We start from the raw sequence: 15292 nt of genomic DNA, 5'->3' as shown, positions 1-15292 counted from the left end.
GTGGGGTTTTGAGGTTTTGAAGTTATGAGTTCATATGTCTTGAAAGTGATTCGAATAACGCCTTTAACTGTATTACGTACTCGTCCTTCAGTTTCAGATCCTCGTCCAACAAACCTTGAACCTCATCAGTAGCCTTACGTGCCGGTTTAGTACGAATGTCCTTAGCAGGAATGCATACAAAGAGGAACTCAGTAAATTCGGCCTCCAACCTTTCTTTTTCGTCAATCTTGTCTCCATCTAGCAGACCAGCCACCTTTTTGTATCCTAAGTCTTTTAAAATTCGACAAAGATGCCAAATATTACTTGCACCACCAGCTCCCCAACCAAAAAAAGTTCCAGCAATATCAGCCTCAATCTGTTGTGCTACATACGGAAATAGTAGGACATCCTCCTGTCCCTCTGTCAGAATTATTTTATCTTCCTGGAAAAACAATTCACGTGCATCAAGCCCAAACACGTGAGGATTGTATAAATTTCCCCTCGAAAGTTTGCGGATTGATTCTTTTGCAGCGTCAGAAATTTCGTGAATTAATGTGCCTTCGCCCCCTGTTGTTACACGAGCCAATTGACCACCACTGGAAAGTGCCTCGAGATTGACGAAATATGGAGAATGGGTAGAAATAACAATCTGTCTATCGCTTGCAAATCTACACAACACATTGGCGACTCGCTTTTGCAAGGCGGGATGAAGCGAAAGCTCTGGCTCATCAATTACAACCACATCGCCTGGCTTTGAATCATAAAGAGAATCAACAATGGCAAAGATACTTACCACCCCTTCACCCATGCCATCACTCGAGTGCGAGTCGTTACCGTTAAAAAATTTCAGAAAGTATTGCCCTTGATCAGACTGATCGATCGACCACTCAGGCTTGAACGTCAAAATCTCATGAAGAATTTCATTAAATGCGGCTTGATTCTTTAGTATTGTAAAAAGCCGAGACTCGAACCCGCTTAGGGTTGTGGAGCGCTGATGGGTAAGCCCCCAATTAGCTAGATACTGCCCTCGGCTACTCTCCGATCGACTGAAGTAAGGACTAAACGCCCGACGCGATGGAAGAACAAAAACATGGAAATCGGGATTAACTCCTACCTTTTTTGTTTCGCTTGATCCCTTTCTTATTGATTTAATGAATTCTTCCTCACCATTTATAACGTATTTAATACTAACTTCTTCAACACTGATATTTCGTGAACCAACCGTAAAACTAGGTGCTTCACGGCCTGCACGGGCCTTTAAGCATTCCAGAACCGAAGATTTACCAGCATTATTCGGACCAGTGATAGTTGTTAAGCCGCTTCCATATCTACCATTTGGAACGGCAAAATTTATCGCACCAAGTGTCTTGAATCCACGAAAACCTAACACTTCCATCCTTGTTAGACACATAACGGCTGGTAACTCCTAACATTTATTAAATTGACCCAATAGGTACGCACATAAGAAATAGACATGCAACCATTAAGTTTTTCGGATGCCGCCCTGACGTGAAAGTTGATTAATATTCCGCCATTGACACAAGCAATCTATCGTCGATTGTAGCTGGCGACAGCCTCTACCCTCCCCAACATCCACCCCCAAACCACTTCCTCCTCGTCACCACCCCTCCATTGTTTATCCCCCTAGAAAATTAGAAATACACAACTACGAAACATTATGCGAAACCTTAAAAAAGTGCACCCAGGCCAACCCACTAAAACCAAGTATGCCAGCCACCAGACTGCCATTCTCTTTTAGGGAATAAAACAATCCAACCAACCAGCCAGGAGCACCTTTACTAAAGCCACATGAAGAATGAGGCACTTCAATATAAAAGCCAGCCAAAACCACAATACTCAAGAAAAAAATAGCCATGAGAACAGTAACCGCCCCCCAAACCCATACACCAAAATCAATTATTTTCATATAAACACTCTCAAAAATATTTTTGAAAACCTCCACTATCTAACAAGATTTACCATATACCCTCTCAATGACAAACTGAATTCAACCCCTTGCAACATTCAACAAAGATCCATCCTCAACCAACGTCCCCACAGGGTTGAATAGCACGTGACTTTAGAGTCCAATCCACGGCTACCCGTCGCAGCGACTAGTCAACGAAAGTATTGTTCTTCTGGTAGCGCTTTATAGTTCATCTTTGCATAGGGCCTTCAGAAGGTTTGGCGTGATGGAGCCTCGGAGGCTTTTGTTTGCAGAGAGATATCCAAGAACTTTCTTGCTCTTTATGATTATTGGTGGTGTTAACGTGTAGGGGTTTGTCGCGGAAAGGCTGTTGTACTCACTACCAAAAGTGCCATATTGGTTCCAAATTGATAGCGAATTGTATTGGCTCCCATATGTTCCGTATTCGTTGAAGATCGACTCGGAGTCATAGGAGCTTGCAATCTTCCCAAGGTATGTATTTTTGTCGTCCTGTGCGATCAGAACGGCTCCCTTAACGACATCACACACATCTTCAGCTTGAGCGACGGACGCAGTGAGCAGTATCAGAAGGGCAACAGCTTTGAAGTCCATGGATCACCTCCAGGTCAAGATTTGAAACCTAATATGAAATATGCCCCTGTGCCGATGCGTCTTAATTTATTCAATTGATATAACTCGACCCAGTGGTTGTCGGGACACAAGGAAATTCCGCTTATCGCCGTCAATAGTTCCTTCAAAAGCCCCTCCAAGACTACCCTCTCCTCGCCCTCTCAATCCCCGCAATATCAATCTTCACCATCCCCATCATCGCGTCGAATACCCGCTTGGCGGCGGCTCGGTCCGGATCGGCCAGTGCTTCGGTCAACACGCGCGGGGTGATTTGCCAGCTTAGGCCCCATTTATCCTTGCACCAGCCGCAGGCGCTGGCCTGGCCGCCGTTGCCGACGATGGCCTGCCACAGGCGGTCGGTTTCCGCCTGGTCTTCGGTGGCTACTTGAAAGGAAAAGGCTTCGCTGTGTTTGAAGGTGGAGCCGCCGTTGAGACCCAGACAAAGGATGCCCAGCACGGTGAATTCCACGGTGAGCACATCGCCCTCCTTGCCGGCCGGGTAATCGCCGGGCGCACACAGCACCGCGCCAACGCGGCTGTCCGGAAAGGTGGCGGCGTAGAAGCGCGCGGCATCTTCGGCGTCGCCGTCGTACCACAGGCAGATGGTGTTTTTGTGCATGGTCCCTCCTCCGGCGCGCTTGGGTTTTGCAGGCGCTCAGAAAGAATGACGTATAAATGAAACCATTTTATAGCACATAGGCATTTTTTGCGGCATTGATCCAAAACAGCCTCGCATAAAAAAGCCTCCCTATAGAACCTATTCAGAGCCTCGCGAGCTAGGGCAAGGCAAGGCGAAAACGGCTGAGAAAGCGGAATGTACAAGCGGTACATGAGCATTTCGAAGACGTTTTCAACGCCATATCGCTGAAGCGCAGCAGACTATGAACAGGTTCGAAGGGAGACTTGGCGCTGTGCCGGCCAACCGTCGCGGTGGCCAGCGGCGCGAGGCTTACATGCTGCCGTGGAAGGTGTGGTTGATGTTGACAAGCGCCCCCAGCAGCAGGCACAGGTCAAACTCAAGAACATTGAAAACTATGAGGCGCAGCGGATAGAGGACAGAACAAACCCCGGCTTTAGCCGGGGTTTGGTTTGGGCATGGGAGTTTTTGAGGCCATTAGCAGTGAGCCGCAAGCTTACGATTCATCACTGCAACAGCCTTCCGTGGACAACAGATACTCAGGCACCTCGAACTCCAAACAGGCCAACGAAATAGTCAAACACCGCATATCGCCTTCCCTTCCACGACAGTAAGCCAACGCTTTTCCATAGCGATTGCGCGGTGAAGCAGACGGTGACAATTGGCACAGAGCAAGGCTAAATCCGATAAGCGTGTTGTTCGAAGGCCTATGCTCGATAGCGGAACAACATGGTGAACTTCGAAGTGGGCCTCTCGAAGCTCAGGATTGGCGGAGAGAGGAGGAGTACCACACATTTCGCAGAACAATTTTCCGCTTGCACACCGAGATGAAAGCAATCTCTTGCGAAGCTTTGGCTCTCGCTCCCGGCGTGTGTGCAACTCAGTAACTACTCGCCCCTCAATAAATTCGATATCTTCTTGAACTGGTTCGCTAGCCTCAGACTCAACAATGCCTGCTCGGATAATATTTGCCAGTGATTTCGTTGCTTCGGGCGATGTCCCAAATTCAGACCAAACTACACGATCTGTTTCTGAAACATTTCCTAGCCCTTTGCCAGTAGCTACCTGTCGCAAATTCTGGAGTTTGAATGCAACACCATCAGGGTTTCGAAATGACTCCTTCCTCGATGCCTCTGCATGATAGGGAAAACGGCGAAGCACTTCAGATAGTGCTTTCACACGCTCATCAGAGCCAGGTGGAATTTTTCCATTCAAATCGAAGTAGAGATCAAGCGCAAGAATCGTTTCGTCGCGCGTCCATTTCGGATTTCCGTGTCCGTGTGTACGGGCCATAGCAAAAGTTACCCAATCGCAATTATATGAACCAGCTAGGCCCATATAGGAATTGATGTATATCTCTCAATTATGTACGCAGAGTCACTTACTCAGCAAGAGCCATCCCGTTATCGAACCCATGCAAGACTCTAACAACATAAAGATAAATAGGGGTTTAGAGATCCATACGAAGAAAAATATCGATGTCTGCTGTTTCGATAAACCACCACCTCTCACCGAAAGCCCACACCCCCTCCGCGCCACCTCAGTCTCCGCAATATCAATCTTCACCATCCCCACCATCCCGTCGAACACCTGCTTGGCAGCAGCGCTCCAGACCGGCCTGCGCCTCGAAAGGCACCTTCTGCGGCATTGATCCCAAACAACCGCACATAAAAAAGCCTCCCCTAGGGGAGGCTTTGCGCTGTGCCGGCTGGCCGTCGCGGTGGCCAGCGGCGTGAGGCTTACATGCTGCCGTGGAAGGTGCGGTTGATCACGTCCAGCTGTTGCTCGCGCGTCAGCTTGACGAAGTTCACCGCATAGCCGGACACGCGGATGGTCAGTTGCGGGTACAGCTCCGGGTGTTCCATCGCGTCCATCAGGGTTTCGCGCTTGAACACGTTGACGTTGACGTGGAAACCGCCGGCGTCGGAGAAGCCGTCCAGGCAGTTAGCCAGGTTGGCAACGCGTTCTTCTTCGCTGTGGCCCAAGGCGTCCGGGGTGGCGGAGGCGGTCCAGCTGATGCCGTCCAGCGCGGCTTCATACGGCAGCTTGGCTACCGATGCGCCTGCGGCGACAAAGCCTTTCACGTCGCGGCCGTTCATCGGGTTGGCGCCCGGGGCGAACGGTTCGCCGGCGCGGCGGCCGCACGGGGTGTTGCCGGTTTTCTTGCCGTACACCACGTTGGAGGTGATGGTGAGCACGGATTGAGTCGGCATGGCGTTGCGGTAGAAGTGCGGCTGGGCCTTGATCTTCTCCATGAAGGTTTCGGTCAGCCATACCGCGATGCTGTCGGCGCGGTCGTCGTTGTTGCCGTAAGCCGGGTAGTCGCCTTCGATCTTGTAGTCCACCGCCAGGCCCGCTTCATTGCGGATGATGTGCACTTTGGCGTATTTGATGGCGGACAGGGAGTCGGCGGCCACGGACAGGCCGGCGATGCCGCAAGCCATGGTGCGCAGGATGTCGCGATCGTGCAGCGCCATTTCGATGCGTTCGTAGGCGTATTTGTCGTGCATGTAGTGGATGCAGTTCAGCGCCTTGACGTAAGTCGCGGCCAGCCAGTCCATCAGCAGGTCGAACTTGGGCATCAGTTCTTCGTAGGTCAGCACGTCGCTCTTGATCGGCTCGAAGCCCTTGGCCACTTGCACGCCGGATTTTTCATCCACGCCGCCGTTGATGGCGTAGAGCATGGCTTTGGCCAGGTTGGCGCGGGCGCCGAAGAACTGCATTTGCTTGCCGATGCGCATAGCGGACACGCAGCAGGCGATGCCGTAGTCGTCGCCCCAGTGCGGACGCATCAGGTCGTCGTTTTCGTACTGGATGGAGCTGGTGTCGATGGACACTTTGGCGCAGAAGTCTTTGAAGCCGCGCGGCAGCTGGGTGGACCACAGCACGGTCAGGTTGGGTTCCGGCGCCGGGCCCAGGTTGTACAAGGTGTTGAGGAAGCGGAAGCTGTTCTTGCTTACCAGGGTGCGGCCGTCTTCGCCCATGCCGCCGATGGATTCGGTGACCCAGGTCGGGTCGCCGGAGAACAGTTGGTCGTATTCCGGGGTGCGCAGGAAGCGCACGATGCGCAGCTTGATCACCAGGTCGTCGATCATTTCCTGGGCTTGTTCTTCAGTCAGCGCGCCGGAGGCCAGATCGCGTTCGATGTAGACGTCCAGGAAGGTGGCGACGCGGCCGAAGGACATGGCGGCGCCGTTTTGTTCTTTCACGGCGGCCAGGTAGGCAAAGTAAGTCCACTGCACCGCTTCGCGGGCGTTGACGGCCGGGCGGCTGATGTCGAAGCCGTACTTGGCGGCCATTTGCTTCAGTTCGTCCAGCGCGCGGAATTGTTCGGACAGTTCTTCGCGCAGGCGCAGCACGTCTTCGTTGAAAACGGCGTCGTCCAGCTCATGGAATACTTTTTGGCGTTCGGCGCGCAGGAAGTCGGTGCCGTACAGGGCCACGCGGCGGTAGTCGCCGATGATGCGGCCGCGGCCGTAGGCGTCAGGCAGGCCGGTGATCACGCCGGATTTGCGCGCGGCCATGATGTCCGGGGTGTAGGTGTCGAACACGCCCTGGTTGTGGCTCTTGCGATAGTGGGTCCACACGTCCTTGATGACCGGGTCCAGCTTGAAGCCGAAGGCTTCCAGGCCGTTCTCAACCATGCGCAGGCCGCCGTTGGGCATGATGGCGCGCTTGAGCGGCGCATCGGTTTGCAGGCCGACGATGACTTCGCTGGCTTGGTCGATGTAGCCGGCGTCATGCGCAGTGATGGAGCTGCCGCGGTCCGCGGATACATCCAGCACGCCACGGGCGCGTTCTTCTTTCAGCAACTCGCTCAGGGTGTCCCACAGCTTTTGGGTGCGCGCGGTAGCGGGCGCCAGGAAGCTGGCGTCGCCTTCATACGGCTTGTAGTTCAGCTGGATGAAGTTGCGGACATCCACCTTGCTTTGCCATTCACCACCGGTGAAATCGCGCCAGGGGTTGGCTTGAGTCGCGTCACGATTCAGAGCATCCATGTGTGCCTCCTAGTAACTATCAGTAAATGTTGAGTACTGAACATATTGTACATTCGGTTTCGAAAAAAATCGTTTGATCAAGATCAACTGCCGCAGACTAAAACGCGGTGGCCGCCACCGCCGCCCTGCTGGCAAAACCTCACAAAAAACACTTTATTTTCAATGCCATGCAAAACCACATCAATACGCTGGCATTGTAGCCGGCGCATTACATTCGAAAACGAACATCAAACACTGGTTCCGAGCGCCGTCGCGGCCGGTTTTGCGGCTTCGCGCCGCGCCGGCAGGGTGTGGCGCTCCAGCAGGTAAACCACCAGGCCCACGCCCAGCGCGCCGCCGGCGATATTGCCCAGGGTGGCCGGAATCATATTGTGCAGGATGGCGGCGGCGTCCAGGCCTTGCATGCCGTGCAGCAGGGCCAGCGAGAAGAAGGCCATATTGGCGATGCTGTGCTCAAAGCCGGAGAAGAAGAACACGAAGACCAGCAGCAGGATCATCAGCATCTTGGCGGCGTCCCCGGCCATGCGCAGCGGCACCCACACCGCCAGACAGATCACCCAGTTGCACAGCGCGCCCTTCCAGAAGATTTCCCAACCGCCGGCGTGCACTTTGTGCGCGGCCACGTTGAACAGCAGGTGGTCGGCCGGCAGGCTGCCCATGCCGCCTGCTCCGGCGAACACCGCGGTGAACAACAGCACACCCAGCAGATTGCCCAGGTAGACCATGGCCCAGCTGCGCAGCAGATTGCACACGCGGCAATCGCCGCTGAGCACGCCCACGCTGAAATACATCACATTGCTGGTGAACAGTTCCAGCTTGCAGACGATGATGCTGACCAGGGCCACGCCGAAGAAGCCGGCCACGGCGATGTAGTAGCCGGGGGAGCCGACGGCGAAGAAGACCTGGCCCAGCTTGAGGCTGACGCTGAGCACGACAGCGATCAGCGCGCCGGCCATGCCGGCGCTCAATAGATAGCGTCCGGGGTGCTGGCGCAGCACGGTCTGTTTGGAGGCGGCTTCAGCCGCGACGTAGGCGAGTGTGGAGGCGTGGTTCATGTTTTTCATTTCGCGAGCTTGGGCAGAGCCGCCTGCGTGCGGGTCAACCTTATTAGGAAGCCTATCAACTGACTATGCCGTCTCTAAGGCTGGCTGGCGGTGACGCCGGCTCAAGCCCAGTTGCTGCAATGCGTTTGTTGGCTGCCTGGGTGGTTGGTTCCCACGCGAACGGGTGCACGGATTGTTGGTTCACGAAAATTTTATGTTCGGAATGCTTCATTCTTGTTTGATAACCATCAAACCTAGGTCTTTCCGTCGCGCGCTCGGATTCACAACTTTCACACCTCATATCCGCCGCATCCGTTTTGACTACTCAGGACTCAGGTGCGCTGCCGCTTTTTCCAGAATGAGGCCGTCGCCCGCATAACAGGCGCGATAACAAACACAAAAAATACATTGAAAATCATTAGCATAGATACAAAACGAATGTTTGAAAGCCGTAGTCATGTTAGAAAACAACCAAATATTGTTCGTTTTGAAATATTTTTGTTCGTTTTCGAACATATTTTATGCCTTAAATTTCATATTTTCATACTTCCCAGAGCGCCGCCAGCTTTGCTGATATAGTGGCTCCCCTATGGAGGCACAGGCCATTCCGCTGCTTGCAAGCCCCCGCCCCCAAACCCTCCCCTCTAAGCAAAACCCCAACATACCCGTTAATAGTCAATGACTTAAACAAGAAAACACAAACACACCCCCAGTTTGAACAGACAACGGCGAGGCAGCCTACGCGCAAGAGCGGATATGCCATTCCGGTGTTCGAAAACGACAAAGCTAGCTCGAACAAGCTGTTGCAACGGCAATTTTTCGACACAGCCCGCTCGAATCCATTCAGACATGAAAAGCAAAACAACACGAAAGCAAGACAAATCGAAAATTGGCACACTTTTGAATATATCCGTTTTTCTTGAAACAATCATTCATCAAACACGATTTTGAGCAATTTAATGCCAATATAACCAAATTATCATGTTATTTGTAAGTCATGGGTTCTAAATAGTATTTGTTCGGATGTTCGTTTTGCTTCAAAATAAAGTTGATTAGAATCAACTGATGTTCTGAAATGTGTAACCACCGCAGTACAACTGCCTATACCATGCACATCAATGAAAGCCGGCAATCACTAATCAGCGGTTCCAGCTACTGACCAAAAGTCTAGCAAGAGATGAAAACGACGCGCCGCCGAACGACGCGCCAAAACGATTACCCCATTTGTCTTTAATGAAGGCCAATATCATGTCTCAAGCCGTTTCCACCCCCCTGCCCAAATCAGGCGCTTCGTCCTCCTGGACCAAGCAAGATACCGTCTGGATGTTGGGCCTGTACGGCACCGCCATTGGCGCCGGCACCCTGTTCCTGCCCATCAACGCCGGCATCGGCGGCCTGTGGCCGTTGATCGTCATGGCGCTGCTGGCCCTGCCGCTGACCTTTTTCGCTCACCGCGGCCTCACCCGTTTTGTGCTGTCCAGCTCCAAGCCGGGCGCGGACATCACTGAAGTAGTGGAAGAGCACTTCGGCGTGGGCGCCGGCAAGCTGATTACCCTGCTGTACTTCTTCGCCATCTACCCCATCTTGTTGGTGTACAGCGTGGCCATCACCAACACCGTGCAGTCCTTCATGGTCAACCAGTTGGGCGTATCCGCTCCGCCGCGCGCCATTCTGTCGCTGATCCTGATTCTGGGTCTGATGGCCATCGTGCGCCTGGGCGAGAAGATGATCGTCAAGGCCATGAGCGTGCTGGTTTACCCCTTTGTCGCCTGCCTGATGCTGCTGGCCCTGTACCTGGTTCCGGAATGGAACGGCGCGGCCATCCAGCAAGCCGGCAGCCTGGGAGACGCCCTGTCCCACGGCGCGTTCTACAAAACGCTGTGGCTGGCCATCCCGGTAATGGTGTTCTCCTTCAACCACTCGCCCATCATTTCTTCCTTCTCCGTTGACCAGCAGAAGCTGCATGGCGACGCCGCGGAACCGGCCGCCGGCCGCGTGCTGATCCGCGCTCACGTCATGATGGTGCTGTCCGTGATGTTCTTCGTGTTCAGCTGTGTATTCAGTCTGTCCCCGGCCGACCTGGCCGCCGCCAAAGCGCAGAACATTTCCATCCTGTCTTACCTGGCCAATCACTTCCGCAACCCGGTGATTGAATGGGTGGCTCCGCTGATCGCCATCGTCGCCATCAGCAAGTCCTTCCTGGGTCACTACCTGGGCGCGAAAGAAGGCTTCAACGGCCTGGTGATCAAGCAGCTGCGCCAGAACGGCAAGTCCATCGAGACCGCCAAGCTGGACCGCTTCACCGCCGTGTTCATGATCATCACCACCTGGGCCGTGGCCACGTTCAACCCCAGCATCCTGGGCATGATCGAAACCCTGGGCGGCCCGGTCATCGCGATGCTGCTGTTCCTGATGCCGATGTACGCCATCGCCAAAGTGCCGTCCATGAAGAAATACTCCGGCGCCGCCAGCAACATCTTCGTGGTTCTGATTGGCCTGATCGCCATCTCCGCCATCTTCTACGATCTGTTCGCCTGATCGCACTCCTCTGACAGCCCGGCCGGTCACGGCCGGCCGGGTTCCTCAGCATCAAGCCAAGAGGTAACCAATCATGTTCAGCATGACTGATATCTACAAAATCGGCGTCGGCCCCTCCAGCTCTCACACCGTCGGCCCGATGAAGGCCGGCCACCAGTTCCTGGGCTCGCTCAAGGAAACCGGCCGCTTCAACCAAGTCACCCATGTCCACGTTGATTGCTACGGCTCGCTGGCCCTGACCGGCAAGGGCCATTGCACCGACCACGCCATCATCCTGGGCCTGGCCGGCAACCTGCCGGACACCGTGGACCCGGAACAAACCCCGGCCTTGATAGCCGATGTGGAAAAAACCCACCAACTGACGCTGGGCCGCACCCATCAGCGCGTGGGCTTCGATATGGACTTCCACACCGCCAACCTGCCGATGCACGAAAACGGCATGCAGATCCACGCCTTTGTTGGCGACGAATGCGTGCTGACCAAGACTTACTATTCGATCGGCGGCGGCTTCATCGTGGACGAGGAGCATTTCAACCAAAGCTCTTGCAGCGACACGCCGGTGCCGTATCACTTCCTCAGCGCGCAGCAGATGATGGATATGTGCGAGGAGACCGGCTTGTCCATTTCCGCGCTGGTGATGGAGAACGAAAAAGCCTTCCACGAAGCCAAGGATGTCGAGCAGCACTTCGCCAAGGTATGGGATGTGATGAAGACCAGCATAGACCGCGGCATGCGCACCGAGGGCAACCTACCCGGCCCGATGCGGATTCCGCGCCGCGCGCCGGCGCTGCACCGGATGCTGACCAGCTCCTTGCAAGTGGCCAATGACCCGATGAGCGTGATGGACTGGGTCAATATGTACGCGATGGCGATGTCGGAAGAAAACGCGGCCGGCGGCCGCGTGGTCACCGCGCCCACCAACGGCGCCTGCGGCATCGTGCCGGCGGTGCTGGCCTACTACAACCACTTCATCCAGCCGCTGGACGAGGACAGCTGCCTGCGCTTCTTCCTGTCTTCCGGCGCCATCGGCTGCCTGTTCAAGCTCAACGCGTCGATCTCCGGCGCGGAAGTGGGCTGTCAGGGCGAGGTGGGCGTGGCTTGTTCCATGGCCGCGGCCGGCCTGACCGAGCTGATGGGCGGCAGCCCGTCCCAGGTGTGCATGGCGGCGGAAATCGCCATGGAACACAACCTGGGCCTGACTTGCGACCCGGTGGGCGGCCAGGTGCAGATCCCTTGCATCGAGCGCAACGCCATCGCCGCGGTCAAGGCCATCAACGCCGCGCGCATGGCCATGCACCGCGTCAGCAGCCCCAAGGTGTCGCTGGACAAGGTGATCGCCGCCATGTACGAAACCGGCAAGGACATGGACGCCAAGTACCGTGAAACCTCCTGCGGCGGCCTGGCCCTGCAGATCGTGACCGAAAACAAGGTTGTGCCAACCCAGGCCATCCGCTGGGTGGACGACGCGGCCTGAGCTTAGGCCAGCCGTCAAAAGACAACGCCGCCGGGGCAAACCCGGCGGCGTTTTTTTTGCCCGCGGCTCAGAACCTGTTTACGATCTGCTGCGCGTCGGCGGGATGGATAGAAATGGGCGTTGAAACCAAGCTCAGTGCTCATGTACCACGTGTACATTCCGCTTTTTCGCTCGTTTTCGCCTTGTCTCGTCTTAGCTCGCGAGATCGTAAACACGTTCTCAAGAAGCCCGCAACTGACGGTGCGCCGCCTCCGCCAACCGCCCCAGTTCATCCCGCGCCAAGCCGGCCGACAAGGCATAGGCGAAGCGGCCGTCCCACCAATAAAACACATTCACCGGCCCCTGGCTGGCGAAGCGGAAGCCGGCGTCGCGGCGCGGCGCGGCGGTGGTGGCCACGTACAAGGTCATGCGCTGCCCCGCGGCGTTGTGGTACATGAATTGGGCCACCGGCCCTTGTTCGCCCGGCAGTAGCCGGCCGCCAATCAGCTCATAGCCCTGCGCGCTCAGCAGCGGCGGCTTGACCCGGCTTTGCAGCCGTTTGGACAGCCAGGCCACCAACTGGTCCTGATGCTCGGCGTCGATTTCCACCGGCCGTTTCACGTCCGGGCTGTACACCACATGCGCCATCGCCGCCAAACGCGGCAAAGGCTCCTGGCTATCCGCCGCCGCAACCCACTGCGCAGCCGGCGCTTGCCGCTGGCCGCGCAGCAACCAGCCGCTGCCGCCGCCCAGCGCCAGCATCAAAAGGGACGCGGCCGCGCCCTGCCACCATTGCACCCGCCACCCTCGCCGCGGCGGCGGCAGCGCGGCGGCCAGCAGACGCGGCGGGACGGGCTCTCGCAAGGCCGGCTCGAACAAGGCGCCGATGTCGTCTTGCAAGCGACGGTAAGCCCGCAGCCGCTCCCGCGCCGCCGGATTGTGTTCCAAATAGGCCTCCACCGCGGCGCGCCGCTCAAGCGGCAAGGCGTCGTCCAGATAAGCCTGCAATTCCTGTTCCGTGACCGTTTCCATCATGCCCCTCCTCCTGCGGCCGGCGCGGCGCCCGTCTCCATCAAACCGCGCAAGCGTTCGCGCCCTCGGCTCAGCCTCGACATCACCGTGCCCAGCGGAATATCCAGCGCCGCGGCGATCTGCTGATAACTCATGTCTTCCAGCGCCAGCAGCAACAGCACGGCGCGTTGCTCCTCCGGCAGCCGGGCCAGATTGGCCGCCAGTTCGCGCAGCGCCAGGCCGCGCTCCTGCGGTGCGTCCACCGTCAGCTCGGCCATGTCCTCCGCCAGCGGCTGCCGCCTGGCGCCGTAACGGCGGAAGTCGTCGATGTGCAGCCGGTGCATGATGCCGAACAGCCAGGGGCGTAAATCGCGGTCGTCCCGCCATTGCCGCCACTTGCGCCAGGCTTGCTCCAGCGTGTCCTGCACCAGATCGTCCGCCGCGCCCTGGTCAAACACCAGGGCGCGGGCATAGCGCCGCAAGCGCGGAATGCTGTCCACCAGCAAGCGGTGGAAGCGCTGTTGGGCAGCCTCGCTCATCCAGCAGCCGGGGCCAGTACCCGGACAATGGCCTTGCGCGCCAAATCCACCTCCGCAATGCCCAGGTCTTCGTTCAACACCCAGGCCTTGGCGCTGTCGCGGCTGAAGCTGATGGCCTGGCGCGGCCCGCTGAAGCCCGTGATTTCGCCCACCGCCTTGAACGCCGGCAAGGACACCACAGTGAGCGAGTTGCTCTTGAGATTGCCGGAATACAGGAAGCGCCCATCCGGCCGCAAGGCGGCGCCGTAAGGCTCCTGCCCCACTTTCACCGTCTTGATCACGGTGCGGCTGGGCACATCCACCCAGGACAGCGTATCCGCGCCGCTATTGGCGGCGAACAGGCTGCGACCATCGCCGCTGACGGAGATGGCGCGCAGCTTGTCGAAGCCGCCCACCTCGGCGCGGGCCTCCAGCTTGGCCGCGTCCACCAGGGTGATTTTGTCGCCCAGGAAGTTGGTGACGAACACGGTGCCGCCATCCGGCGATACCTTGATGCCCTGGCGCGGCTGAGCGAAACCGGTCAGCACTTTTTCCACCCTCCATTGCGGCAGATTGACCACGGTCAGACTGCCGGCGGCCTGATTATTGACGTAGAGCCGGCTGCCGTCCCGGTTCAGCGCGGTGCCGAACGCCCCCGGCCCTATCGCCAGGCTGGCTTCCCGCGTCCAACTGCCCGCATGCCAGCGCTCCACCACGCCCTTGCTGCTGTCCGAGACGTAGAAGCGCTCCCCGTCCGGGGAAAACACGATATTGCGCGGCGTGACGAAGCCCGGCAGCTCGCGCAACAGCTTGCCGGCGCGCAAGTCATAGGCCAGCAGCGTGCCGCGAGAACTATTGCCGGCCAGCGCCAGCGTTTCCGCAGGGTTGACCGCCAGGGTGTTGTTGCGGATCTGCGGATCAAAAGCCGCCGGCTCCTGCGCCCAGGCCAAGGGCGTCGACAGCGCCGCCAACAGCAGCGCGGCCCGCGAGTTAACGCGCCACATGCCACACCTCCTTAAAGCCGTCGCCCGCGCGCTCACCCGGCTTGCCGTCCTTGGCGAAGCGGTACAAGGGTTTGCCCTGATACGCCCACTGCGCCTGGCCGTCGTCGCGGCGGATCCGGCTGAAGCCCGCCGGCGCGCTGTCGTCGGCCGCCGCCAGCAAAGGCGGCCACAGCGCCGCGCAAGCCTGATTGCACACGCTGCGGCCGCTGCCGGCCGCGTCCTTGTCGAAGACGTACAGCGTCATGCCTTGCGCGTCCACCAACGCGCCGTCGCGCATCGACGCCGCCTCGCCCGCCAACGCTCCGGCACTAAGCGCCATCAGCGCCACCGCCATCCATGCTTTCATCGCAGACTCCTCCCGTTGTAGAACACGCGGCCACTACCGGCCCCATCTCAAGGCCTGCGCGCCGCGGCGCTCCATCTTGACGAAACCGCCGACCATTCGACGTCCAGTACGAGGTATACGGATGAGCTGCGCGGTTTATTCCCGCCGCGCTGTATTTTTTTGACAGAGCATAAAAAACCGCCGGGAGACCGGCGGTTATTAGCTGAAG

General features: G+C 57.2%; 13 protein-coding genes. 2 read left to right on the top strand and 11 right to left on the bottom strand.

Translation table 11 applies throughout. The annotated features are described in order from the left end of the window. Nucleotides 1-22: 22 nt before the first annotated feature. The 7 genes from MOV80_RS21615 to MOV80_RS21585 all read right to left on the bottom strand — a co-directional run bounded on the left by MOV80_RS21615 (nucleotide 23) and on the right by MOV80_RS21585 (nucleotide 8226). Nucleotides 23-1375 carry an ATP-binding protein gene (locus MOV80_RS21615; protein WP_249605474.1) on the bottom strand — a complete coding sequence of 451 codons (1353 nt, stop codon included), beginning with the start codon at nucleotides 1373-1375 and terminating at the stop codon, nucleotides 23-25. Nucleotides 1376-1645: 270 nt separating this feature from the next. Next, the gene (locus tag MOV80_RS21610; RefSeq protein WP_249605473.1) at nucleotides 1646-1906 is read right to left on the bottom strand and encodes a hypothetical protein; all 261 of its coding nucleotides are present in this window, start codon (nucleotides 1904-1906) and stop codon (nucleotides 1646-1648) included. A 222-nt stretch (nucleotides 1907-2128) separates the two neighbouring features. Further along, nucleotides 2129-2518, bottom strand: coding sequence for a hypothetical protein (locus MOV80_RS21605; protein ID WP_249605472.1), 390 nt, complete (start codon nucleotides 2516-2518; stop codon nucleotides 2129-2131). 160 nt (nucleotides 2519-2678) lie between these two features. Further along, nucleotides 2679-3155, bottom strand: coding sequence for a VOC family protein (locus MOV80_RS21600; RefSeq protein ID WP_249605471.1), 477 nt, complete (start codon nucleotides 3153-3155; stop codon nucleotides 2679-2681). A 594-nt stretch (nucleotides 3156-3749) separates the two neighbouring features. Continuing rightward, on the bottom strand, nucleotides 3750-4466 hold the full coding sequence (locus tag MOV80_RS23515) for an HNH endonuclease (RefSeq protein ID WP_275975390.1): 717 nt from the start codon (nucleotides 4464-4466) through the stop codon (nucleotides 3750-3752). 446 nt (nucleotides 4467-4912) lie between these two features. Further along, a complete protein-coding gene (pflB, locus tag MOV80_RS21590) occupies nucleotides 4913-7171 on the bottom strand; it encodes a formate C-acetyltransferase (protein ID WP_019102858.1) in 2259 nt (752 codons plus the stop codon). Between the two features lie 227 nt (nucleotides 7172-7398). After that, nucleotides 7399-8226 carry a formate/nitrite transporter family protein gene (locus tag MOV80_RS21585; RefSeq protein WP_019102857.1) on the bottom strand — a complete coding sequence of 276 codons (828 nt, stop codon included), beginning with the start codon at nucleotides 8224-8226 and terminating at the stop codon, nucleotides 7399-7401. A 1236-nt stretch (nucleotides 8227-9462) separates the two neighbouring features. Here MOV80_RS21585 and MOV80_RS21580 point away from each other — a divergent pair. Together MOV80_RS21580 and MOV80_RS21575 are read left to right on the top strand one after the other, a co-directional pair. Then, nucleotides 9463-10752 carry an HAAAP family serine/threonine permease gene (locus MOV80_RS21580; RefSeq protein WP_039755723.1) on the top strand — a complete coding sequence of 430 codons (1290 nt, stop codon included), beginning with the start codon at nucleotides 9463-9465 and terminating at the stop codon, nucleotides 10750-10752. Between the two features lie 73 nt (nucleotides 10753-10825). After that, the gene (locus tag MOV80_RS21575) at nucleotides 10826-12226 is read left to right on the top strand and encodes an L-serine ammonia-lyase (RefSeq protein WP_019102854.1); all 1401 of its coding nucleotides are present in this window, start codon (nucleotides 10826-10828) and stop codon (nucleotides 12224-12226) included. Between the two features lie 219 nt (nucleotides 12227-12445). Here MOV80_RS21575 and MOV80_RS21570 read toward each other — a convergent pair whose 3' ends face one another. The 4 genes from MOV80_RS21570 to MOV80_RS21555 are packed head-to-tail and all read right to left on the bottom strand — an operon-like array spanning nucleotide 12446 to nucleotide 15084. Beyond that, entirely contained in the window at nucleotides 12446-13240 is a 795-nt protein-coding gene (locus MOV80_RS21570; RefSeq protein ID WP_191185630.1) for an anti-sigma factor, read from the bottom strand. Next, entirely contained in the window at nucleotides 13237-13755 is a 519-nt protein-coding gene (locus MOV80_RS21565; protein ID WP_191185631.1) for a sigma-70 family RNA polymerase sigma factor, read from the bottom strand. The genes MOV80_RS21570 and MOV80_RS21565 overlap by 4 nt, the downstream gene beginning before the upstream one ends. Beyond that, nucleotides 13752-14738, bottom strand: a complete 987-nt coding sequence (locus tag MOV80_RS21560; RefSeq protein ID WP_191185632.1) for a beta-propeller fold lactonase family protein — start codon at nucleotides 14736-14738, stop codon at nucleotides 13752-13754. Before MOV80_RS21560 ends, MOV80_RS21565 begins: the two co-directional genes overlap by 4 nt. Next, nucleotides 14725-15084, bottom strand: coding sequence for a lipoprotein (locus tag MOV80_RS21555; protein WP_043594357.1), 360 nt, complete (start codon nucleotides 15082-15084; stop codon nucleotides 14725-14727). Before MOV80_RS21555 ends, MOV80_RS21560 begins: the two co-directional genes overlap by 14 nt. Nucleotides 15085-15292: the final 208 nt, after the last annotated feature.

This window comes from Chromobacterium sp. IRSSSOUMB001, assembly GCF_023507765.1.
Taxonomy (GTDB): domain Bacteria; phylum Pseudomonadota; class Gammaproteobacteria; order Burkholderiales; family Chromobacteriaceae; genus Chromobacterium; species Chromobacterium haemolyticum.
This window is presented reverse-complemented; position numbering and strand designations above follow the sequence as displayed.

Bases quoted from the DNA above. Each gene is read 5' to 3' on its own strand.
- MOV80_RS21585 (WP_019102857.1), bottom strand. From the start codon at position 8,226: ATGAACCACGCCTCCACACTCGCCTACGTCGCGGCTGAAGCCGCCTCC.
- MOV80_RS23515 (WP_275975390.1), bottom strand. From the start codon at position 4,466: ATGGCCCGTACACACGGACACGGAAATCCGAAATGGACGCGCGACGAA.
- MOV80_RS21600 (WP_249605471.1), bottom strand. From the start codon at position 3,155: ATGCACAAAAACACCATCTGCCTGTGGTACGACGGCGACGCCGAAGAT.
- MOV80_RS21555 (WP_043594357.1), bottom strand. From the start codon at position 15,084: ATGAAAGCATGGATGGCGGTGGCGCTGATGGCGCTTAGTGCCGGAGCG.
- MOV80_RS21570 (WP_191185630.1), bottom strand. From the start codon at position 13,240: ATGATGGAAACGGTCACGGAACAGGAATTGCAGGCTTATCTGGACGAC.
- MOV80_RS21610 (WP_249605473.1), bottom strand. From the start codon at position 1,906: ATGAAAATAATTGATTTTGGTGTATGGGTTTGGGGGGCGGTTACTGTT.
- MOV80_RS21580 (WP_039755723.1), top strand. From the start codon at position 9,463: ATGTCTCAAGCCGTTTCCACCCCCCTGCCCAAATCAGGCGCTTCGTCC.
- MOV80_RS21565 (WP_191185631.1), bottom strand. From the start codon at position 13,755: ATGAGCGAGGCTGCCCAACAGCGCTTCCACCGCTTGCTGGTGGACAGC.
- MOV80_RS21605 (WP_249605472.1), bottom strand. From the start codon at position 2,518: ATGGACTTCAAAGCTGTTGCCCTTCTGATACTGCTCACTGCGTCCGTC.
- pflB (WP_019102858.1), bottom strand. From the start codon at position 7,171: ATGGATGCTCTGAATCGTGACGCGACTCAAGCCAACCCCTGGCGCGAT.
- MOV80_RS21615 (WP_249605474.1), bottom strand. From the start codon at position 1,375: ATGGAAGTGTTAGGTTTTCGTGGATTCAAGACACTTGGTGCGATAAAT.
- MOV80_RS21560 (WP_191185632.1), bottom strand. From the start codon at position 14,738: ATGTGGCGCGTTAACTCGCGGGCCGCGCTGCTGTTGGCGGCGCTGTCG.
- MOV80_RS21575 (WP_019102854.1), top strand. From the start codon at position 10,826: ATGTTCAGCATGACTGATATCTACAAAATCGGCGTCGGCCCCTCCAGC.